Below are 22,312 nucleotides of genomic sequence, written 5' to 3'. Positions count from 1 at the left end.
TTTTAGATTCAAGTGTCCGTCCGTTTTAGATTAACGCTTAACACTTAAACCATATTTCTCAGCATCTGACTGGTATTGAGTGTAAGCAAACGCCAGCACCCAAACGCACCTAGAATCCCAACAATAATGGCGCCTACACTCGGTGCTATTGCCCAGTATTCAGGATGTAAACTTGCTTCCATTTGGAAAACTGAAGTCTGCAACAAATATAGACTGAGCTCATTGGTGAACGCCGCCATCAACCCAGCCACAATACCAATAATAACAAATTCAAAAATAACACTTTTTCTTATCAAAGCACCTTCGGCACCGAGCGTGCGAAGTATGGCGATTTCCTGACGTCGCTCATCCATACTTGCCTGTACTTGGGCAATCAGTACTAGACTTCCTGCTAACAAAACCAATACTAAAATAAACTCAACAGCAACAGAAACCTGTTCAACAATTTCCCTCAACTGGTTTATACGAGCATCGACGTCAAACATGGTTATTGACGCAAAAGGCTTTAAAAGATTAGTCAACTCAGCTTTTCTTTCCGTAGGTAGATAAAAGCTAGTAATGTACGTTGGACTGAACGCTGCCATTGCATCTGGATGTATAACGAAGAAAAAATTAGGCTGCATAGACTGCCAATTCACCTTACGAAGGCTTGTAACCTTCGTCTCGACAATCTCGCTACCTACATTGAAAGTGAGCCGGTCACCCATTTTAATATTTAATCTCTCAGCAACACCTTCTTCAACGGAAACTGGGAACCATCCTTCGCGGTATTGCTTTTCCTCTTCGCCATGCCAACTTCCATCAATAACTTCGTTTTCCTTTTGTAGCGTATTGCTCCAAGTTAGGTTTGCTTCTCTTCCTAAACCTCTTCGACCTTCTCTCTTCGGCTCATCCTCTTTTGAAACTTCAGTATTTACCCCTTCGCCGTTAACCGAAACAAACCTGCCTCTAATGACAGGGTAAAATTCCTCGATATCTACACCATTTGTAGCGAAGTGTCTGTCCAACTCGGGTTGAATTTCCGATGTAATGTTTATCAGGAAGTAGTTCGGTGTGCCCTCAGGTAATTGCGAGCGCCATTGTGAAACCATATCGTTACGCATGACTAAAACAACTAGCAACAGCATGATGGTTATCGAGAAGCTTATTAATTGAACGCTATTATCCATTGCCCGTCGCTTAATTCGCGCCCACGCTAGCTGCCATGCGCCCATTCTGCCACTTCCAAGTTTACGCCCTAACGCAATAAGAACGTAGGTGGCTCCAAGTAGGCTTAACACGAGCACGATTCCTGACAAAAACAAGATAGCGCTGATCTTCAGGTCTCCGCTATACATCCACATTAGGGAGAATATTGCTCCACCCGAGGCGGCAAACTGAATACTTCTTGAACGAAGGTTAGTCGAAATATCTTTGCGCAACACACGAAGTGGGGGTACAGAAAAAAGTTGCAACAAAGGATATAAAGAAAAAAGTAAAGCGCATGTAGCACCTGTAGCTATTGCTATCATAAGTGGTCGCCAGTGCCACACATCAAGAGACACTTCAACTCTGTTGGCTACAAGTGAAGCAACAATTTGCTGACCAATAAAACCAAGTACAAGCCCTATAAAGATGCCAAGAGCAGTGATAAACAGGATTTGAAACAAATAAACTTTTCGAATAGTGCTACTTGTCGCCCCTAACGTTTTCATTATTGCGACAGGGTCAAAATGACGTTGTGCATATCGCTGTGCTGCAACAGCGATAGAGACGGCAGCTAGCACTATAGCTAAAAGACTTGCCAATAAAAAATAGCGTTCTGCGCGTGCAACAGAGCTTCCGATTGCAGACTCATCATCCTCAACCGTTCGCCAAGAGTGTAAGTCATCACTAAGCTGTGGCCTTAACCAATCGTTAAAGTTTTGGACATCGCGAGCGTCACCGGCAAAAAAGCCAACATAGCGTGCACGACTCCCTGGCCCGGTAATAGCCGTAGTCTCAAGGTCATCTAAATTAATAAGCGCAATGGGGTCGGTATTAAACACGCTAAACCCCGCATCGGGTATATCCACTAGCACATGCGTAACTGTGAAGGTGCCATCGCCAATTTCAATCTTGTCGCCTATAGAAAGCCCTAAACTTTGGAAAAGTCTAGATTGCACCCATGCTTCACCTGACTGGGGTAACTCATACGCAATTTGTTTCGCTCCAAAAGGTTGATCAGTGACGTTAACGGTGCCTTTCAATGGGTAAGCATCATTTACAGCACGAAGGTCTACAAGTGACATTTTATCGCCCTTAAACACCATTGAGCGCGTAGCAACTTGCTTTGCCGTTGCAAGTCCTTCTTCTTGTGCCTTAACTAGCCACTCCTCGTTTATTGGCTCATCTGAGCGCAGCTGAGCATCTGCAGCAATGAATGCCGCTGAACGCGATTTAAGCGCCCCCTGTAAACGCTCACTAAAGAGTGAAAGCGACAACACCGCTGCAACAGATAACACAATAGCGAGCAATATAATGGTGAGCTCACCACGCCTAGCCTCATGCTTGAACAGCCGCCAAGCTAAATTAAAAGACGTTGACATCTAAACCGCCTCTTTCTTATTTACAGTGTTCGCGCATGTCGTTTCAATTAGTTCGCCAGCACTCATTGTAAGTTGTCTGTCACAGTGTTCTGCAAGCTCATTATCGTGAGTAACGAGAATAAGAGTGGTGCCTTTATCTCTGTTCATATCAAACAACAATGATTCTATTTTTTCACTGTTTTTGGCGTCCAAGTTACCGGTTGGCTCATCGGCGAATAGTATTTTAGGAGAAGTAATAAATGCACGCGCTATGGCAACGCGCTGCTGCTCGCCCCCCGATAACTGATTAGGAAAGTGATGAGCACGATGTTTTAAACCCACTTGCTCAAGAATATTTAAAGCAAGCGCTTTCGGATTATTAAGCCCCGCAATTTCTGCCGGCAACATTACGTTCTCAAGAGCTGTTAAGCTTTGGACCAACATGAAACTTTGAAAAATGAAGCCCACTTTATTTCCTCTTAAAACTGCACGCTCTTCTTCGTTCATGTTATGCAGTGCTTCACCATCTAAGAAGATTTCCCCTTCCGTAACTTGGTCAAGCCCTGCTAATAAGCCCAAAAGGGTTGACTTTCCCGAGCCTGACGCGCCAATAATGGCAACGGACTCACCAGACTTGACTTCAAAAGAAATAGGACGAAGGATCTGCAGTGAACCTTCACTCGTATCCACTACTTTGGTTACAGCATTAGCTTTTATCATAAGAGGTCATCAATTCGTGTTTGTTAAATTTCGTAATTTTTTCGCTTTGTTACTTATTCTTTTAATACCCTTTCAAGCGCTATCAGATCAAGCCGAGCAGAGCGATACAAGCGAAAATGCGGTTTTACTTATCTTAGGTGATAGTTTATCCGCGGCTTATGGATTACAGCAACATGAGGGCTGGGTCAGTTTGTTACAAAAGATGTGGCAAGACGACAACATTCCGATTGATATTGTAAATGCTGCGGTGAGCGGAGAGACCACTGACGGTGGTTTAGCCCGATTTCCCCGTTTGTTAAAGCAACACAATCCCACCCACGTATTAATTGAACTAGGCGGTAATGACGGCCTTCAAGGCCACAATATTGGTAAGATTAGAGATAATTTAAATTCGCTGGTCAGTGTTGCAAAAGAGAGTAATGCCGTAGTGTTTCTACAAGAAATGCAAATTCCCTCAAATTACGGTAAGCGTTATACACAGATGTTCACGCAAAACTTCACTAAAATAGCGAAAGCTCAGGATGTGCAAAAGATTCCCTTTTTTCTTGAAGAGATAGCACTAAAAAAAGACTTAATGCAAAACGACGGTATCCATCCGAATAAAGAGGCACAACCTATAATCGCTAATTTTATGGACAGACACTTGAGAAGTTTAATTCTTGATGCTCAATAATTGTGCTATTATTTTATAAAGTAGTTTAAATGTGAGGTTTGTTTATGGACGTTTCTTCTGTCAATTCTTCGCCCGTTTCCACTGTTTTAGAGTCGCCACAGCGACCCACTCAACAAGTTGAACCTCGTAATGGGCAAGAAAGCCGAGAGACTCAGCCTCTGCAGAGCACTCAACAATCTCCCAGCTCCACGGACGGGCGTGTAGGCTCCAGAGTGAATATTTTTGTCTAATTCCCCTTTTAAGGAAGGCTGCTGTGGACAGACACTCATTTAATCCGTGTGTCTGTCCTTTGTTTCTGGCTAATTAAAAATACTTAAGTGGCTGTCCAAAACTCTCCAATAATTCACTCAGTCAGTTCTTCTTAGAAGCAAGCATCATCAAAACTGTCCTAAAGACCACTTAACTTTATCGCCGTAAATCTCATAATACTGATAAACAGCTCAGGGATACGGATATGCCTTTACCTCGTTACAAACAAATAAATACTGATGTTACTCCTTTTTATCACTGCTTTTCCCGCTGCGTAAGGCAGTCTTTTTTGTGTGGCCGCGATAAACGTACTGGTAAAAGTTATGAACACAGAAGAAAATGGATCCAAGAAAGACTGCACAAGCTATCGCAGGCTTTTGCTATCGATTTGTGCGCTTACGCAGTCATGCACAACCATATACACGTGGTACTGCACATAGCAAAAAGTAAAGCGGAAGGCTGGACAATGGATGAAGTTTTACTACGATGGAGAATGTTCTATAAATGCCCACCTATCGTAAGGCGATACTTGGAAAACTTTGATTCAGTAACACCGGAAGAATTTATAGAGCTTAAGTCTTTATCCAATACTTATCGAGAGCGCCTTCAAAGCATTAGCTGGTTTATGCGAATGCTCAATGAATACATAGCGCGAAAAGCCAATAAAGAAGATAATTGCAAGGGCTATTTTTGGGAAAGAAGATTTAAATCTCAAGCCATACTTGATGAGAAAGCGTTAGCCACCGTGATGGCGTATGTTGATCTGAACCCCATCAGGGCAAAGATTGCGACGACGCTATATAACTCCAACTTCACCAGTATTCAATATCGCTTAAACGCAAAACGCGTGAACAAAGCGCCAAAGTTTTTAATGCCCTTTAATGATAACGACCGCGATGGAACGGGGCTTCTGCCGTTCGCATTCTCCGATTATTTGCAACTTGTTACTGAAACTATGCACGCAGAAAGTGTTACTGACAAAACTTCGAAGTTTTCTAGCCAGTTGCTCAATGAACTAGGAATGAAAGCCGAGGACTGGCAAGCAGTAGCCTGTAACTTTGAAGCACTTTTTACCGGTCCTGTCGGTTGCCCCGAAAGGATGGAGGATTTTGCTAGAGGCTGCCAACGTTCATGTCGGCCAAACGTTACTAATGCTCAGAGGTATCTCTCGTGAATGTAGAACGCTTCATTACAAAAGGGTTTTGCTAGGCTTCGACCTGTCTAGCAAGTACATCAACAATATCCTGGGACTTCGTAAGGCGCCTTATGTCATTAAATAAAACATCGGCTTCAGGATATTGTCTCTTGAGGTAGCCGCACCACTGCTTAATTCGGTTGGGATAATACTTACCTTTATCTCCAAAAATTTCATAGCCAGAATACTGTATTAACAATGCGGCTAATTCGGACCATGGCATGGGTGCTTTACCCTCTTTTATACTGAGTGCCAGGTTAGGCATAGCCAACGCGCCTCTTCCTATCATTAGATTCGTACATGTGGATTGGCTCTGGCAGCGCTTAGCGTCTTCAGCACTCCAAATTTCACCATTGGCTACCAATGGAATTTTGGTATGTTGTTTAATCTTGGCTATCCAGTCCCAGTAAGCTGGAGGCTTGTAGCCTTCTGTTTTAGTTCGTGCATGAACGACTAACTCAGAGGCGCCCGCTTCAGTGATGGCGATTGCATTATCGATTGCTAAAGATTTGTCTTCAAAACCTAGTCTGATTTTGGCAGAGACAGGGATTTCTGCAGGAACTGCGTCTCTAACGGCTTTCACAATGTTGTAGAGGGTTTGAGTCTCTTTCAATAACACTGCCCCACCTTTACTCTTATTAACTGTTTTGGCAGGGCATCCAAAATTTAAATCAACGCCTGGAGAGCCAAGCTCTATAGCTGTTTGTGCGTTCTCTGCAAGCCATTGAGGGTGTTGACCTAACAATTGTACGCGAACTGGCACGCCAGACGGTGTTTTCCCGCCGTTGTGAAGCTCAGGGCAGAGTCTATAAAACGTTTTCTTTGGTAACTTTTGATCGACGACCCTAACAAATTCAGTAACGCACTGATCAAAACCACCCACGCGAGTAAGCATATCCCTCATTAAGTGGTCGACAACGCCCTCCATAGGGGCAAGCATTACTTTCATTGCAAACATCTCAAGTTAATAGATTATAAAATCGGCGCGGGAGTGTAGCAAAAAGCGATTCTATCAGCCAGAGTTGGCGGTACGTTTTTAAACTTCAAGGGCGTTCTGAATAAAGTCCGTACATACGATAAGCGACTGTCCGTTGTAATTCGATAGGCGACTGTCCGATGACATTGCGATGACATTGAAAAGTTGTAGGCTTTGTTACATCAAAGTGACTCACTGTTAGGAGTGTGGGTTCTATACATTCGATGTTAAATAAGACAACCGAGACTCCCTGTCTTTCTAAGCTTTCTTTATTCTTTACAAATTTGGCACTGATAATCAGTGTTGTATCCCGTATCGGCAAAACAACGTTCAGCCTCTTAATCAGATTATGACTGAGCTGGCGTATCCTTACCTAGGCTCTGGAGCCGAGCAAAAACAGCATTTCTCTCAATATCAGTGTATGTCCGCCAATTAACAATTTCATCTATTGTACGTTTGCAACCAGCGCATGTGCCATCATCAGTTAATTTACACAATGCGATACATGGAGATTCTGGATTCATAAAGTTTTTTCTAATTAAAATTTTCTTTTTTACTCTGCTTTTGTGAAGCTGCGATCGCTGCCAGTGTGTTTTCTGACAACTCTTTATCAGACCACAAACGAACATGGCAACCAAAGCGTGACTCGAGATACGAAGTAAATTCAGTGTCTGTCCCACATTCGTATCTCACTAAGCTTTGTTTTTTGCCGTCGAAAATAACTGCAGAATAAGTAAACACTAAAAGCCTCCTGTAAAAGAGGCCTTAATATACATCTAGACGTCTAAACGTTCAAGCGTCTATAATAAATAACTGAGTGCTGCACAAATCGCGGCCACCTGAGCATCGTTGCAATTTTCGGGTGTCGCGTTATCACTATCAGGATAAACTTCCGTCGTTGTGACGTATTTAGCGTCCGTCATGCCCCCACAAAGATACAACGCTTTCTTGTCATAACAAATTACACCTTCACTCACCACGTCTGCGCCGATAATCTTTCCGTTTTCATCGGCTGGAGCGATATGCGTTACTTTTTTTACAGCATCTATAACCGCTTTTTGAAACTCTATTTGAGGGCTTGGCGTGTTAGCAACCGTATAAAAACCATCAGGAATGTTCCAGTTATCATGGGTCACCCCATCCCGCGCAGCCAGTGCTGGTCTAAACTCACTATTGTCGGTATCGGTTGTTTCATGTAAATCAATATGGAGCGTAAGAGGTAACGCTAAATCCGACACTAACTTCATAAGCTGAGCAGACTCAGGGGCTGGCGAATCTTCGTAAAACGAGCGGTTTGGATCTAACGCCAGCGGATTCCATCGATTTATAGTTTCGTAGCCCCAGGGACTTACACATGGCACAACAACTATATTTACTTGCTCCTCGTACTGAGCGAGCTTTGTTTCAATAAATTGTAGCGCACCTTGTACACCACTGGTTTCATAGCCATGAACTCCGCCTGTAACGAGTGCAGACGGCTTTTCAGCGTCAAAACTCTTTGGAATGACAACATATAGTGGGTAACGCGCTGTATCATAAGGAAGCGCGCCATACTGCTTTAACTCAAAACCCTCAGGGATAATGTTGAAGAGTTTATTCAGTACTTCTTCTCGATAACTTCTTTTTACAGTCTGCTGTGCTTTCCATTGGGCTTTTTCTTCTTCGCCCCACGGCTCACCCGACGTTCCTATTGGATAATTCTGCATATAACACCTCTCATGAATTTCAAAGATCATATCAGTTCAACAAGCTTACGTATCCATCCCACAAAAGTTTCATAAACGATTGTGACATAAGTTCTTTACGCATTGGAGCTTTGAAAAGTATTTGGCGAAGACGTTGATGTCTATTTGATAATCATTGCAAATTCCGATGAAAATGATCGGAACATACCTAGGTAGGTTGATGACTCAACGAGAGATAGAAGAGTGTCTGTCCATCGAAAGTTTCTTTAAGTGGCTTTAGGCTTATTCAATTGAAGTGTCTGTCCACAAAGTTTTAAGCCTGAAACAAAAAAACCAGCCGGATGGCTGGTTTTTTCGATATGGCGTCCCCTAGGGGATTCGAACCCCTGTTACCGCCGTGAAAGGGCGGTGTCCTAGGCCTCTAGACGAAGGGGACAGAAATTTTGCTAGTGAAGCGAAGCTTCACTAAATTTCTGTAAGGTGAGATGAGCTCTGCGAATCGAGCGACCTTATCCTTACTGAAATTTCCGTCCGAAGTTAAAAACTCCAGCCTATTTCACAGTTTTAATCGACTGTGACGCGATAAAATGGCGTCCCCTAGGGGATTCGAACCCCTGTTACCGCCGTGAAAGGGCGGTGTCCTAGGCCTCTAGACGAAGGGGACTGAATTCTTTCTTCGAAACTATATTTTCGAATTTTCAGTCCGAAGCTGCGTTAACAACTTCAGCCTATATCAAACCACATCTCAATGTGACTTGGTGGAGCCAGGCGGGATCGAACCGCCGACCTCCTGCATGCCATGCAGGCGCTCTCCCAGCTGAGCTATGGCCCCATCATGGTACCAGTCATTTTGTGTGACTGTTCCGTGACAGCGGGGCGCATTCTAGGCATCCCCCCCTGTCATGTCAACGCTTTTTTTATGAATTTTCTCTGTTTGCTATAAAAGTAAGCGCTTTGTCGATTCTCTCGCCAATTTTCTCTTTTGAGATAAGATTCAACGTGATATCTAATGACGGTGAATTACCACCACCTGTCACAGCTACACGCAGCGGCATACCTACTTTACCCATGCCTACTTCCAATTCTTCGGCTGTAGTATTTATAGCAGCCTGAATATTTTCCGGGTTCCACTCTTCGATTGCCATTAATTTATCTTTAGCAAGCTCTAATGGGCCGCGAGCGACTGGACGAAGGTGTTTTTTCGCGGCGTTCGCATCAAAATCTTCATAGTCTTGATAAAAGTATGTAGAAATCTCAGCTAATTCTTTAAGCGTTTTTACTCTATCGGCCTGAATAGCGATAATAGATTCGAGCGCTGGGCCTGCCGTTAAATCAACATTCAACGCTTCAAAGTGCCATTTAGCGTGTGACGCAACTTCACTGGCTGGCAATGTCTTGATGTAGTGTTGATTCAACCAAATTAGCTTTTCTGTGTTAAATGCGGAAGCAGACTGGCCTATAGCATCTAGGCTGAATTTCTCAATCATTTCATCAACTGAGAAAATTTCTTGGTCACCGTGAGACCACCCCAACCTTACAAGGTAATTAAGAACAGCTTGCGGTAAGAAACCGTCATCGCGATATTGCATTACACTAACTGCACCGTGGCGCTTTGATAACTTCTTGCCGTCATCACCCAAAATCATAGAAACGTGAGCATACTCTGGAACAGGTGCACCAAGCGCTTCAAGAATATTGATTTGACGTGGCGTGTTATTGATATGGTCTTCACCACGAACTACATGAGTGATCCCCATATCCCAATCATCAACAACTACACAGAAGTTATATGTAGGGGTACCGTCAGAGCGCTGAATAATAAGATCGTCTAGCTCAGTATTGCTAATCTCGATTTTTCCGCGCACGTGATCGTTAATTACCACTTTGCCTTCTAGAGGGTTTTTGAAGCGGATAACAAAAGGTTGACCTTCTGGATGATCAGTTCTGTCTCTCCACGTACCAGGGTAACGAGGCTTCTCACCACGTTCTTTTTGCGCTTCACGAATTGCATCTAACTCTTCAGAGCTCATGAAGCATTTATACGCTTTACCTTCATCCAAAAGCTGTTGAATAAGTTCTTTATATCTACCGAAACGCTCAGTTTGATAAATTGGACCCGTATCCCACGTTAAACCTAACCATTGCATTCCGTCTAGAATGGCCTGCTTAGCTTCTTCAGTTGAACGTTCGATATCTGTATCTTCAATGCGAAGAACAAACTCGCCGCCTTTGCTTTTAGCAAGAAGCCAGGAATAAAGCGCAGTTCGCGCGCCGCCAACGTGAAGGTAGCCTGTTGGGCTGGGTGCAAATCGTGTAACAACCGACATGGTCACTCTCTATTGTTAATGTATTTCTAAAGTTGGGCGCATTCTACCAGTGTCCGCGCGACTTCAAAAGTAAGTTAATTGTAGAACCTTGGAAAAGCAGAAAAACACCTAGCCAGATATTAAGTAAATAAAATGAAATAAAGGGGACACACACTTATTGTTGGAGCTCTCTTTTTCAATACTCGTTTCTTGCTGAAGTGGACACACACTTAAATAAGCCTTACGGAACACTAGGGCTATGATTGCAAGAACGGGCTATAACTCAAAAATTTGAGTGTGTGTCCACTTTGTTTCCTCTGAGTGTCTGTCCGATTTAACGTTTGTCCGATTTAACGTTTCGATTTAACGCTTCCCTGAAGTGGACACACACTTGAATAAGCCTTACGGAACACTAGGGGTATGATTTGCAAGAACGGGCTATAGCTCAAAAATTTGAGTGTGTGTCCACTTTGTTCCCTCTCAGTGTCTGTCCGATTTAACGTTTTCCCTCTCAGTGCCTGTCCGATTTAACCTTTTTTTTAGCGCTTTAACATCCTTTATTTCCTGACTTTAGAAAATAGCTGAATGCTAGAGAACATTCACTTTAACTATCATTCCAGAAATTAGTACAAGCCATCAAAACGCTGTTCTTTTCATCAATTTAGTTAAGATACAGCCAGAGTGACTAAAAATCGGGCACCCAGTCATTTTTCTTTAATTTTATTGTTGACACTAACAGAACCGACTCTATAATACCGCCCCACTTGCTTCGGCAAGGTTTGAACAATATGGACGCTTAGCTCAGTTGGGAGAGCATCGCCCTTACAAGGCGAGGGTCACTGGTTCAAGCCCAGTAGCGTCCACCACTTCTTCACAGTGGCTAAACAGTGATGCAATACAATTTGGACGCTTAGCTCAGTTGGGAGAGCATCGCCCTTACAAGGCGAGGGTCACTGGTTCAAGCCCAGTAGCGTCCACCACTTTCTTAAGTTATTTTTCTTCCTTTTATCGATAATGCTAAAGTTTTGCTTCATTTTCTACGATAAAACTTAGTATCATCAGAATATCTACAGCCTCTCGTAGTTGTGCAGTATACGAAAAGCGTACTACACGTGTTATTTCTCGGGATGAGATTTTATGAAGCTACACTTAGCTAAACAATCTAAGTTGTTAATTGCTGAAGATCATGTGCTGGCTAAAAGCCATATGCACTATGCTTTGGAGCAATTAGGCTTTCGCAACATGGACTATGTTGATAAACCAAGTCACGCACTTTCTGCCATTCAGCAAAATGAGTATGACGCAATAATTTGTTCTTATAACCTCCGTTCAGAACAAGGCGGATACTACTTACTTGAACAACTTCATGAAGAGCGTTCTCTTTCTCTAACAAGCGCTTTTATCTTTACAAGCGCCGACACCTCGACCGAGGTCGTTCATGCAATTATTGAACTGCAACCCGATGAATTTATTGCTAAGCCCTTTTCCGTAAACGATTTAGATAGACGACTTACAAAAGTACTTTCCCGAAAAAGGGCATTGAAAAACGTATATGCTTTTATGGAACAGAAAGCATACGACAAAGCCCTCCACGAAATTGAGCACTTTCTTCTTCAACCCGAGAACTCTGAACACTTCCCTCTTGCTTTAAAAATAAAAGGAGATCTACTTTTTCTGGAAGGTAGGTTCGAACAAGCCGTCGCTTTTTATCAATCCATCATCAATGTACAAGATTTCAGTTGGGCCAAGTTTGGCATTGCTAAGTGTTTGTTAGAGCTGGGCGAACTAGATGATGCGGAAAGAGAGACGATTCAACTTGCCATGCGGCCAGACTCTGCGCTTTATGCCTATGATCTACTTAGTAAAATTCAAGTTCGCCAATCCGCCTTTGATGATGCTTTTGAATGCACATCACTGGCATGTAACATTTCGCCACACAACATTGCAAGGCATCAACGCGCGCTTCATCTAGCAAGAATTATCCACGATTATGAAAGCCAATTTAAAAGCGCAAAAAAAGTCGTTCGTTACGCGAAAGGCTCGCTTCATGATACACCTGATATTTATCTAGCTGCCGCGCGAAGCGGCGTTGATTTTGCGATGACAGCGGAACCTGAGTTGGTCAATAGTATTGTAAAGCAAACTAATGAATATCTGCGTCAATTACGCAAATCGCACCCGAAAGCTGCAATAAGTGATGAGTTGGCAGTTATTAATGCAAGGTTACATTACCTTAAAGATGATATGGTAAAGGCGCAGTCACTCCTCAGTGATTTTCATCTTGATCTCGCACAGCATCACACGGACGAAGCCCTTCTAGACCGCGCAAAAGCACTACATGAAGTCGGAATGCAGAAAGAATCACTAAAAATTTTAGACTCGTTAGCAGCAAGAAATGTAAACCACGGCGAAGGTGACGAGGTTTTTTACGCCTATATTAACCAAGAGAAAACTGAGAAAGCCGCAATCACGTTAAGTCCCAAAACCCTCAACAATACAGCTGTCACACAATATAAACGCGGCAATATTGAACAATCGTTTACTACCTTTTCTCAGGCATTTCGCGTTATGCCCAAAAATGCGTCTATTGCACTAAACTATTTGCAGGCCATTATTAGAGCGCGGACATCTGGAGACGCATTAGAACCAAAAATAAAAGACGCTATTAAACGTTGTAGAGAAACACTAGAGTCGGCAACACTTTCTAAAGAGCAAACGGAGCGCTATAGCTCGGTAAAACAGATACTCGCCAATCAGAACACGTTGTAAATGCATGCAACGCTTGGGGCTTGCTCTTTATTGCGACGTATATACCACCACTGTTTCATGAAATACCTTATCCTTGTATTCCAATTCGTGGCTATATGTCATCCCGAGCTTCTTCATTATATTAATTGATGCATGGTTTTCAGGATTTGCGATAGCTGAAAACTTTTCAACACCAATGTCGTACAGCGATTGTTTAACCGTCAGAGCTGCTTCTGTTGCATATCCTTGGCCCCAATAACGCTGCTTAAAACGCCAACCTAATTCCATGTTGTCGCTTTCTGGGGCCTGGGTAAAAAAGCCAAATGGACGAACGAGGATCCAACCTATACTTTCTTTTTCTTTAAGCGTTTCAACACGCCAAAGACCCCAGCCAAGTGCCGGATTTGAATAAGCTAAAAAACGCGGAACAAAAATATTGTCTATATCTTCTTTAGATGATTTTTCACCACCATTGATGTATTTCATCACCTGTTGGTCTTGATCTAGTTCCCAGAGAAAGTGGGCGTCTCTCTCTGTAATGTAGTGGTAGGATAACCGCTCACTATCCATGATCTGCATAAACTTCCTTTCACATCTTTTTTTTTTGGTCTATGCCAGACTATAGCTTAAATTTACAACAAACCAAACAACCAAATGAATTTAACCGCCTAGCATCGCAAGATGTTTTGTAGCGCCTGTCTTACCTTCGTGTAAATAATGTGTTTCGTGTTTTTGCCCAAGCACTTCTCGCAAAAAATGAACTACTTGGTCAACATCACCTGCTCGCAATAAATCGCGCATATCAATACCATTTTCACTGAATAAGCAGAGATGTAATTTTCCAGGGGCCGAAACGCGAAGTCTATTGCACGTTTTACAGAAGTCCTTACTATACGGCATGATAAGACCAATTTTTCCCACATAATCGGGATGATAAAACTCTTGTGCCGGCCCCGCATCTTTTCTGCGTAGCAAAGGCTGCCACCCCATTTCTAATAGGGCTGTTTTTAGCGGCGAGCCACTTTGATGTTGATTTGCAAAAAACTGGGAAAGGTCTCCGGTTTCCATTAACTCAATAAAACGCAGCGTCACGGGCATTGTTTTAAGCCACTCAAGGAATCGGTGAAGACGCTTATCTGAGAAGTCATTCAATAACACCGAATTCACTTTTACATCTAAGCCAGCTTCGATAGCAGCGTCAAGGCCGCGCAGCACCGCCTTTAGCTTGTCTTGTCCTGTAATTGCAGCGAACTGTCTAGGATCTAAGCTATCAATGCTCACGTTGACTTGGTGTAACCCAGCCTCTTTCCACTGTGAAGCAAATTTTTCCATTCGACCGCCATGAGTCGTCATCGCCACGCGTTGGATTCCTGGCGTTTCGGCAGTTAACTTTAAAATATCTAAAAAGTCTCGACGCAACGTTGGTTCACCGCCAGTAAGACGCACTTTCGACGTTCCTAGTGTTGCAAAAGCTTTCAGTAGCGTATCAATTTCTGTCAGTGACATAAATTCATCACTTGATGGGCCATCATATCCATCAGGAAGGCAATATTGGCAACGAAAATTACATGCTTCGGTCACCGACAAACGCAAATAGTGAAACTGTCTACCGAAACTATCTTCTAACAAACCAACTCCTCGTGAACATTTTTATCAATATACGTTATCGACTTTGCTTTTGATTCAAAACCACAAAGCTATGTCATAGTAACCTTCAACAACCGAGCATACAAGGTAACAAATATAAACCACCTCGTAGTTTATGCTTGAAAGCGTTATATTTAAAGACTTGTATCGCTATAATTAAGATCGAATTAATCTCTAACCCATATCCATACGTAACATCTCTGCAGTTTTTGTAAAGATCTTAACGCTTGTAAACGCTTAATCGCGTTTACACACAAGAAGACCTGTGAGTTCATAATATAAAATGAGAAAAAACCGTTTTCCTTCCAACGTCGACGAACCTGTTAAATGGCACGTTCTCTCACAGCTTTGGCCTTATCTCCTAGAGTTCAAGCACCGTGTATTTCTTGCTCTACTGTGCCTAGTAGCAGCAAAGCTTGCCAGTATCGGCCTACCCTACGTGTTGAAATACACCGTCGACAGTTTAAATGGCGACCTAACCACGCTTGCATTAGCTGTACCTATCAGCCTTATCGTTGCCTACGGAACACTGCGCTTACTGAATGTTTTGCTCGGCGAAGTACGCGATACACTATTTGGGCGGGTTACAGAGCGTGCCATGCGCCGCCTTGGCTTAAAAGTCTTCAAACATTTGCACAACTTAGACTTAGGCTTTCATTTAAATCGACGCACAGGCGGGTTGTCACGAGATATAGAGCGCGGTACCAACGGCGTTAGTTTCCTCATGCGTTTTATGGTGTTTAATATTGTTCCCACCCTATTAGAGATCGCGCTTGTTGTAGGCTTACTCTTGTTTCAGTTTGGCGTATCTTTTGCGTTAATTATTGTACTTAGCGTGGTGGCTTACATTAGCTTTTCGATGAAAGCGACGGATTGGCGCACTCGCTTTGTTACTCAGATGAATGAAGCTGACTCGACCACCAATTCACGGGCAGTAGACAGCCTGCTAAATTTTGAAACCGTTAAATACTTTAACAACGAATCCTTTGAAGCCAATCGCTACGACACGGATTTAGCTGCATGGGAAAAGGCACGAAGAAAAAACCGCTTGTCGTTATTTGCATTGAATGGCGGCCAAGCTGCCATTATCGCTATCGCCATGACATCTATGATGGCAAACGCCGCCTTTGGCGTCATAAATGGCGAGATGACCATAGGTGATTTTGTATTGATAAACGCGTTCACCATGCAAATTTTTATGCCGCTAAATTTCTTGGGTTTTGTGTACCGTGAAATTCGTGGGAGCCTTGCGAATATCGATAAGTTGTTTGACCTTCTCGCCCAAACTCCGGCCATAAAAGATGCCAACGACGCTACAGAATTGACCTGTGCGAACCCCGCACTACGATTTAACAATGTGCATTTTGCATACACCGAAAATCGACAAATACTTAACGGCTTAAGCTTTGATGTACCACCAGGCTCGAAAGTAGCGGTGGTAGGTGAAAGCGGCGCAGGAAAGTCAACGCTGATGAAACTACTCTTTCGGTTTTATGAGCCTCAACAAGGTAACATCACTATTGATGGAAAAGACATCGCATCGGTTACGCAACAAAGTTTGCGTTCACATATCGGCATTGTCCCTCAGGATACGGTGCTGTTCAACACTACCTTGCTGGAGAACATTCGCTACGGTAACCCTGATGCCAGCGATGAAGACATTAAACAAGTTATCAAACTCGCGCATCTTGAAGCATTTGTAGAAAGTCTACCTGAAAAGCTAGAAACAACGGTTGGTGAGCGAGGCCTAAAGCTATCTGGTGGCGAAAAGCAACGCGTATCTATAGCAAGAGCCTTACTCAAAGGTGCGCCAATTATGATTTTTGATGAAGCCACAAGCTCGTTAGACAGCACGTCAGAACGTGCAATATTAGCGGCCCTTCGCGACGCAGCTAAGGGACACACTAGTTTAGTCATCGCCCATAGACTGTCCACAATTGTTGATGCCGACAAGATCCTTGTACTTAAAAACGGTACCATTGTAGAGGAAGGGACACACACTTATTTGCTTGAGCAAGGTGGTGAATACGCAGCACTATGGCAAGCACAGCAACGTGAAGATGAGGTCCTCAACGAAAATTCCAAAACAAAAGGTAATCAGTAAATGGATCCAACGCTTATCAAATCCGCTATTAACCAAGTGATGCCCTTTGGCAAATACGCTGGGAGACGCCTATTCCATTTACCTGAACCCTATTTGGTCTGGTTTCACAAGCAAGGCTTTCCAGACAACAAGCTTGGTGAACAGCTCGCTTTAATGTATGAAATTAAGCTAAACGGCTTAGAGTCTGTTGTAGAACCGCTATTAAATGAAGATTGATTTTATTTCGCTCCATGCACTCAAGCCTAGAACTTGATTAACTACCTTTTTTCGTTTAAACGGCGTCATCTCGCCACATTAAGAGATAGTGTAATAAAAGTGCGCGAACGTCGCAGTTTGCGAAATTTCTCTTTCAACAAGCCTATACATTTTATTTATATAGTAAAAACGCCAGAAAATTTATGTTTGCAAGACCCAGAAAACAACGTCGATATGACGTTAACCAACGTATTAAAACCATCCACAGTGCAATAGCAGACAAGCTGATGTCTCATCCCGAACTTTTTGAGCAAGTTGAACAAACCTTGGAAATGCGTTATCAAAACAAAATGATGCGTTACGGTAGCTACCTACTTTGGAAGGGGATTATAGAGGCCCGCCATGAGCCTGACGTATTTAAAGCCCTGTTATTAGCCGATGATGAGCGCACCGCTAACTTAAGGCGAGAGACTATTTTCACGGGCATATTGAGCGAACAAGAAAGAGAGCAACTGCTGTAAATAAACGGACAGCGTTTATTTCGCTGCCCGTTTATGATTCTAATACGATGTTCGTTTAGGGATTGGTATTAACTATTACGCATTACGTAAATGATCAGCCACCAAAAATGCCATCTCAAGCACTTGGTCTGCGTTTAAGCGCGGATCGCATTGCGTTTTGTAGGCTTGCGCTAAGTCTTCATCGCTAATTTCATAAGCACCGCCAGTACACTCCGTTACGTGCTGGCCAGTCATTTCAAGGTGAATACCACCAGCGTGAGTACCTTCTGCTTCGTGAGCTTGAAAGAACTGCTTAATTTCTTTCAAAATTGCATCGAAGTTACGGGTTTTATAGCCGCTAGATGCCGAGAACGTGTTGCCGTGCATCGGGTCAGAACTCCACACTACGTGTCTGCCTTCAGCTTTCACTTTACGTAATAAGCGTGGCAAATTATCGGCTAAGTTATCGGCGCCCATGCGAGTAATAAGCGTTAAGCGACCCGGGTCATTTAGCGGGTTAAGCGCATCAATTAAACGAATAAGCTCGTCTTCCTGCATACTTGGCCCCACTTTCACACCAATGGGGTTGTGAATACCTCGGAAAAACTCAACGTGCGCATGGTCAAGTTGACGGGTACGCTCGCCAATCCACACCATGTGAGCAGAACAATCGTAAGGCTTACCGGTAAGCGTGTCGATACGTGTTAGCGCCTGCTCGTAGTTCAACAGCAATGCTTCATGCGACGTAAATAGCGACGTTTCGTGCAGCGTAGAGCTAGTTTGTGCGTTGATGCCGATAACATCCATAAACTCAAGCGTATCTTGAATTCTATTCGCCATATCAGCGTAACGTTCTTTAAGAGGGTTGTTCTCTACAAACGCCATGTTCCAGCGGTTGACTTCATGTAAGTCAGCCAGACCACCTTGCGCAAACGCGCGAAGTAAATTCAATGTTGACGCACTGCGATGGTAGGCCTCCAACAAACGATCAGGATCTGGTCGGCGGGCCGCTTCGGTAAATTCGAAGTTATTGATGATATCACCACGATAGCTTGGCAAGGTTACGCCATCGCGAGTTTCAAAATCAGAAGAGCGCGGCTTGGCGTACTGGCCTGCCATACGGGCAACCTTGGTTACCGGGCAACGACCAGCAAAGGTAAGTACAATAGCCATTTGAAGAATGACTTTAAATGTATCGCGAATTTTTGGCGCATTAAACTCATCGAAAGATTCAGCGCAATCGCCACCCTGCAGAAGAAAACCCTTACCAAGACTGACTTCACCAAGCTGCCTGCGAAGTTCCCTCGCTTCAGCGGCAAACACCAGGGGAGGATAAGTACTGAGGGTTTGCTCAACTTCTTTTAACCGTACTTTGTCTTCGTACTCTGGTTGCTGAAGAATTGGTTTACTTCTCCAACTGTCTACTTGCCAATTACTCAAAGGTGTTCTCCTGAAAATGTAAACGTGGGGCAAACGTTTTACTGAAAAAATCGACTGATACAAAACGATTTTTTTCTATCAATCTAATTTGAAAAATATGAAATGTGCCGTTCGCGATGCACTTTACCATACTTAACGCTATGAAATAGACACGTGCGCTTGAAATTATAGAAAGTAATCATGCTTGCTTATAGCAAAAAAGCATCTTCCGATAAGCTTCGTCCAAACTGCGCTTGCGCGTCATGAGGCGTTATTGAGCAAGCGCGTAACACAAGTTATTGCTGTTTGTTGATATGAGCGATTAAACCGTCAGACGCGAGTTCAATTAAGTCGAGTACAAGTTCAAAGCCCCGCTTCCCTCCATAATAAGGATCAGGCACCTCTTCATCTTCTGTATCAGCAAAGTCTAAAAACAGCTTAATTTTCTCATGAGTTTGTACAGGTGCCATGCCTCGTAAGTTTTCAAGATTGCTGCGATCCATCGCCAAAATGTAGTCGAATTTTGTGAAATCACTTTCGTCTACGCGGCGGCATTTCAGCCCTTTGAAACTGTAGCCCCTTTCAATTCCTGCACTTTGCGACCTGTTATCAGGTTGCTTGCCTATGTGATATCCATGTGTGCCAGCGGAATCTATTTGAATATCTAACCCTGCTAATTCAGCTTTATGTCTAAAAACGGCTTCTGCAGTAGGAGAACGGCAAATATTCCCCAAGCACACGAACAACACCGATGTAGATTGTTTCATTCAAAATCCTATTTCAACGCAGTGACGGAGCGTGACTAAACTTTATGTCTAGTTTCACGTATGATACGCCGTCAGAAAAATTGTGGAGTTAGTATGACCGCACACGTACTTATGCTAAGTAGCTCACGTCAAGGCGACGAGGCTTACTTAGAGCACGCTAGAGCGCTTATTTTTGCACACTTAGGCGAAATTCGCGACCTTCTATTTGTTCCTTATGCCGCCGTCACTCAAACATACGATAGCTATGTAGACGCCGTTGCTACGGCCCTGCCAGAGTGCAAGGTTACTGGGCTACATTCCGTTGACGATCCGGTTGCCGCGGTAAATAACGCAAAGAAAAACGGCCAAGCAATTGTTGTAGGTGGTGGCAACACCTTTCACCTGCTTTCTACCCTTTATGCAAACGCGCTTATTGTGCCAATGAAACACGCCATCGCCGATTGTACGGCTTATATTGGCTGGAGTGCGGGTTCGAATATATGTGGTCAATCAATTAGAACCACTAATGACATGCCCATCATAGAGCCGCCGAGTTTTGATGCGCTAGATATCGTGCCGTTTCAGTTAAACCCGCATTACACCGATTATCAGCCGCCGGGTCATAATGGCGAAACCCGCGACCAACGTTTGGCGGAGTTCACCGCGCTTAATCCAACAACGCCAGTAGTTGCTATTCGCGAAGGTACAGCGCTGCGCCTTACAAATAACCAACTTAGCCTAGTTGGTGAAAAGGACGGTTTTATCTTTCTAGGTGAAGAAAAAACGCCAATTCATTCAGGTGATGATTTAACTTATTTGCTTGATAGCGGCGAATAGCACTTCATCGTTGGGCGCTACCTGGTAAGGAATTTCTGCCAGTAGCGGCTCGGGTAACATGGCTTTAAGAGAGTGCAGATTTTCTTGGTATCGGGCCATGTTACCTGTGATGTCGTTCGCAACCCATCCTTTAATGGTAAGTCCATCAGCACGAATTGCTTCTGCGGTTAATAGCGCATGATTTAAGCAACCTAGTCGCATGCCTACAACTAAAATCACGTCCATTTTGAGAACTTTCACGACATCTGAAAGATAGTAAGTGGGCGTATACTCATCACCAACCGTTAGCGGTAAACGCCACCCACCTGCCCCTTCCATTAACAGAAGATCGGGTTGATAGGCGTTCAGTTCATCAAGCCCTTTTGCAATTTCGTCAAACGTTAACGCCACGCCCTCTTCAAGGGCAGCGATATGTGGCGCTATAGCCGCTCTTAGTGCAATTGGGTTTATTTGATGCAAAGGAAGTGTCTGTCCACTTTCTTCGTTGTTTTCATTTACGCTTTTTAGCTCGTTATTGTCTGTAATTTTAATGGCTTTATTTGCGCGTATTTTGGAGCACGCTTTCTGAATATTTAGCGCATCTTCGTTTACCCACTCGCCATCAATCTGTTCGCATCCGGCTGCAATAGGCTTGTAGCCGATGGCGCTTAACGAGGCTTTTTGCGCAGCTTGTAGTAGTTGGCAGGTAACATAGGTTTTACCTACTTCGGTGTCGGTACCGGTAATGAAATACTGCTTCATCGTTTTTCCAATCTAAAATGACTCACGCGGTAGGTAAGCGGTAACTTACTTTCTACACCGCTCATATTGCTGTAAGCCATGGCTAATTTTTTAATATCTCGACGGGTGAGCGGCGGTTGTTTTCGGCCGGTCTCACCTGCCCCAACTCCCTTCACAGAGCGTAATAGCGACATAATATCGCAGTGAGTATCGACATAATCTTTAGTAATCACCCGCTGCAAAGAGAGGCCCGACTGCTTGAAGCCATTTACCCATTGTGCGGTTGTTGGCATGTAAGTTTCGGCCTGTGGAAGCTGCGCTACTTTGCGCGCCGTTTTAAGTTCAGTAAATGAACCCGCCACCATAATCGCCAGCTCGGCAATACCACTCTTTTCAAGCACTCGCGCTATCTCATTAGCAACAAGGTTAGTATCGCTAACCCACTGAAGCGCCATAGATGAAAATACGGTTGAAAATTGGCTATCAAAGAAAGGCAAGTCAACAGCACTACCTTCTACGAAAATGGGGCCAGAGTACATTTTTCTGGCCTGCGCCAACATGCCCTCGGCAATGTCTACGCCAGTTGCAGCTGCACCTTTACTTGCAAGCGTTTGGGTATGAATGCCTGTACCACAGCCAATATCAAGAGCCGTACCCTGTAAGTCTATAGGTAAGTTCGCTAATGCCTGCTTAGCAATAATGCGCTGAACACTCGCAATACTGTTGTACTGCACTGCCGCTTTTGAAAAACGATGTGCCACGTCCTGCTCGTTAATTCCTGAAGCAGTATCATTGCGTTCAGCTTTTGCCTTCTCCTCGGCATTCATATTGGCCTCAGCTTTTGAGGAGCAATCAGAAGGGTAAGCACTTTTAACTGTAAGCGTCCCTTTAGCGTTGGTCGCCCTCTCAGATTCAAATGATGTCTCGGACGAAAAAGCCCCGTTTGCCTTAAAAGCCGCCTGCGCCGCGTCACGCGACAGCTTACCGTCGAAGACACTTCTCGATTCTGCCAACATAGCAGCTTTTATAGCGGGACTTAGTGACAT

General features: G+C 43.8%; 20 protein-coding genes and 5 tRNA genes. 9 read left to right on the top strand and 16 right to left on the bottom strand.

Features of this window, described 5'->3' with window-relative positions; all coding sequences use genetic code 11:
• Positions 1 to 44: 44 nt before the first annotated feature.
• Both BK026_RS01825 and BK026_RS01820 read right to left on the bottom strand, forming a co-directional pair.
• A complete protein-coding gene (locus BK026_RS01825; protein ID WP_071814277.1) occupies positions 45 to 2,567 on the bottom strand; it encodes an ABC transporter permease in 2,523 nt (840 codons plus the stop codon).
• The gene (locus BK026_RS01820; protein WP_071814276.1) at positions 2,568 to 3,266 is read right to left on the bottom strand and encodes an ABC transporter ATP-binding protein; all 699 of its coding nucleotides are present in this window, start codon (positions 3,264 to 3,266) and stop codon (positions 2,568 to 2,570) included. It abuts the gene before it with no gap.
• A gap of 16 nt (positions 3,267 to 3,282) precedes the next feature.
• On the opposite strand from BK026_RS01820, the gene BK026_RS01815 reads away from it, so the two are divergent.
• On the top strand, positions 3,283 to 3,939 hold the full coding sequence (locus BK026_RS01815) for an arylesterase (protein ID WP_071814275.1): 657 nt from the start codon (positions 3,283 to 3,285) through the stop codon (positions 3,937 to 3,939).
• A 454-nt stretch (positions 3,940 to 4,393) separates the two neighbouring features.
• On the top strand, positions 4,394 to 5,362 hold the full coding sequence (locus tag BK026_RS01805; protein WP_071814273.1) for a transposase: 969 nt from the start codon (positions 4,394 to 4,396) through the stop codon (positions 5,360 to 5,362).
• Between the two features lie 31 nt (positions 5,363 to 5,393).
• On the opposite strand, the gene dusC is transcribed toward BK026_RS01805, so the two are convergent.
• The 8 genes from dusC to gltX form a co-directional block, all read right to left on the bottom strand.
• A complete protein-coding gene (gene dusC, locus BK026_RS01800; protein WP_071817442.1) occupies positions 5,394 to 6,332 on the bottom strand; it encodes a tRNA dihydrouridine(16) synthase DusC in 939 nt (312 codons plus the stop codon).
• Between the two features lie 374 nt (positions 6,333 to 6,706).
• Positions 6,707 to 6,883, bottom strand: a complete 177-nt coding sequence (locus BK026_RS01795) for a DUF1289 domain-containing protein (protein WP_071814272.1) — start codon at positions 6,881 to 6,883, stop codon at positions 6,707 to 6,709.
• A 10-nt stretch (positions 6,884 to 6,893) separates the two neighbouring features.
• Positions 6,894 to 7,100, bottom strand: coding sequence for a hypothetical protein (locus BK026_RS01790; protein ID WP_071814271.1), 207 nt, complete (start codon positions 7,098 to 7,100; stop codon positions 6,894 to 6,896).
• A 59-nt stretch (positions 7,101 to 7,159) separates the two neighbouring features.
• Positions 7,160 to 8,065, bottom strand: coding sequence for a M14 family metallocarboxypeptidase (locus tag BK026_RS01785; RefSeq protein ID WP_071814270.1), 906 nt, complete (start codon positions 8,063 to 8,065; stop codon positions 7,160 to 7,162).
• A 339-nt stretch (positions 8,066 to 8,404) separates the two neighbouring features.
• Positions 8,405 to 8,480 (bottom strand) — tRNA-Glu (locus BK026_RS01780).
• A 152-nt stretch (positions 8,481 to 8,632) separates the two neighbouring features.
• Positions 8,633 to 8,708 (bottom strand) — tRNA-Glu (locus tag BK026_RS01775).
• A gap of 92 nt (positions 8,709 to 8,800) precedes the next feature.
• Positions 8,801 to 8,876, bottom strand: a tRNA-Ala gene (locus BK026_RS01770).
• A gap of 85 nt (positions 8,877 to 8,961) precedes the next feature.
• Positions 8,962 to 10,371 (bottom strand): glutamate--tRNA ligase, encoded by a 1,410-nt coding sequence (gene gltX, locus BK026_RS01765; RefSeq protein ID WP_071814269.1) that lies wholly within the window; start codon positions 10,369 to 10,371, stop codon positions 8,962 to 8,964.
• Between the two features lie 769 nt (positions 10,372 to 11,140).
• Between gltX and BK026_RS01760 the strand changes: the two genes are divergently transcribed.
• The 3 genes from BK026_RS01760 to BK026_RS01750 all read left to right on the top strand — a co-directional run bounded on the left by BK026_RS01760 (position 11,141) and on the right by BK026_RS01750 (position 13,119).
• Positions 11,141 to 11,216: transfer RNA gene (locus BK026_RS01760), tRNA-Val, on the top strand.
• A 38-nt stretch (positions 11,217 to 11,254) separates the two neighbouring features.
• Positions 11,255 to 11,330 (top strand) — tRNA-Val (locus tag BK026_RS01755).
• Positions 11,331 to 11,487: 157 nt separating this feature from the next.
• The gene (locus tag BK026_RS01750) at positions 11,488 to 13,119 is read left to right on the top strand and encodes a response regulator (RefSeq protein ID WP_071814268.1); all 1,632 of its coding nucleotides are present in this window, start codon (positions 11,488 to 11,490) and stop codon (positions 13,117 to 13,119) included.
• Positions 13,120 to 13,146: 27 nt separating this feature from the next.
• Here BK026_RS01750 and BK026_RS01745 read toward each other — a convergent pair whose 3' ends face one another.
• Together BK026_RS01745 and moaA are read right to left on the bottom strand one after the other, a co-directional pair.
• Complete coding sequence (locus BK026_RS01745) at positions 13,147 to 13,677, bottom strand: GNAT family N-acetyltransferase (protein ID WP_071814267.1); 531 nt, start codon at positions 13,675 to 13,677, stop codon at positions 13,147 to 13,149.
• 81 nt (positions 13,678 to 13,758) lie between these two features.
• Positions 13,759 to 14,727 carry a GTP 3',8-cyclase MoaA gene (gene moaA, locus BK026_RS01740; RefSeq protein ID WP_071814266.1) on the bottom strand — a complete coding sequence of 323 codons (969 nt, stop codon included), beginning with the start codon at positions 14,725 to 14,727 and terminating at the stop codon, positions 13,759 to 13,761.
• Positions 14,728 to 15,028: 301 nt separating this feature from the next.
• Between moaA and BK026_RS01735 the strand changes: the two genes are divergently transcribed.
• The 3 genes from BK026_RS01735 to BK026_RS01725 all read left to right on the top strand — a co-directional run bounded on the left by BK026_RS01735 (position 15,029) and on the right by BK026_RS01725 (position 17,565).
• Entirely contained in the window at positions 15,029 to 16,849 is a 1,821-nt protein-coding gene (locus tag BK026_RS01735; RefSeq protein ID WP_071814265.1) for an ABC transporter ATP-binding protein/permease, read from the top strand.
• Positions 16,850 to 17,065, top strand: a complete 216-nt coding sequence (locus BK026_RS01730) for a DUF3820 family protein (RefSeq protein ID WP_071814264.1) — start codon at positions 16,850 to 16,852, stop codon at positions 17,063 to 17,065.
• Positions 17,066 to 17,247: 182 nt separating this feature from the next.
• Positions 17,248 to 17,565: a hypothetical protein gene (locus tag BK026_RS01725; protein ID WP_071814263.1), complete on the top strand. Its 318-nt coding sequence runs from the start codon at positions 17,248 to 17,250 to the stop codon at positions 17,563 to 17,565.
• Positions 17,566 to 17,640: 75 nt separating this feature from the next.
• Here BK026_RS01725 and BK026_RS01720 read toward each other — a convergent pair whose 3' ends face one another.
• Positions 17,641 to 18,984: a class II 3-deoxy-7-phosphoheptulonate synthase gene (locus BK026_RS01720; protein ID WP_071814262.1), complete on the bottom strand. Its 1,344-nt coding sequence runs from the start codon at positions 18,982 to 18,984 to the stop codon at positions 17,641 to 17,643.
• 275 nt (positions 18,985 to 19,259) lie between these two features.
• Positions 19,260 to 19,730 (bottom strand): low molecular weight protein-tyrosine-phosphatase, encoded by a 471-nt coding sequence (locus BK026_RS01715; RefSeq protein ID WP_071814261.1) that lies wholly within the window; start codon positions 19,728 to 19,730, stop codon positions 19,260 to 19,262.
• Between the two features lie 93 nt (positions 19,731 to 19,823).
• Here BK026_RS01715 and pepE point away from each other — a divergent pair, with 93 nt between their 5' ends.
• Positions 19,824 to 20,546: a dipeptidase PepE gene (gene pepE / locus BK026_RS01710; RefSeq protein ID WP_071814260.1), complete on the top strand. Its 723-nt coding sequence runs from the start codon at positions 19,824 to 19,826 to the stop codon at positions 20,544 to 20,546.
• On the opposite strand, the gene bioD is transcribed toward pepE, so the two are convergent.
• Both bioD and BK026_RS01700 read right to left on the bottom strand, forming a co-directional pair.
• Positions 20,517 to 21,287 (bottom strand): dethiobiotin synthase, encoded by a 771-nt coding sequence (gene bioD / locus BK026_RS01705; RefSeq protein ID WP_071814259.1) that lies wholly within the window; start codon positions 21,285 to 21,287, stop codon positions 20,517 to 20,519. The genes pepE and bioD overlap by 30 nt on opposite strands.
• Positions 21,284 to 22,312 carry a methyltransferase domain-containing protein gene (locus tag BK026_RS01700; RefSeq protein WP_071814258.1) on the bottom strand — a complete coding sequence of 343 codons (1,029 nt, stop codon included), beginning with the start codon at positions 22,310 to 22,312 and terminating at the stop codon, positions 21,284 to 21,286. The genes bioD and BK026_RS01700 overlap by 4 nt, the downstream gene beginning before the upstream one ends.

This window comes from Alteromonas sp. V450, from assembly GCF_001885075.1.
In the GTDB taxonomy this organism is placed as follows: Bacteria; Pseudomonadota; Gammaproteobacteria; order Enterobacterales; family Alteromonadaceae; genus Alteromonas.
This window is presented reverse-complemented; position numbering and strand designations above follow the sequence as displayed.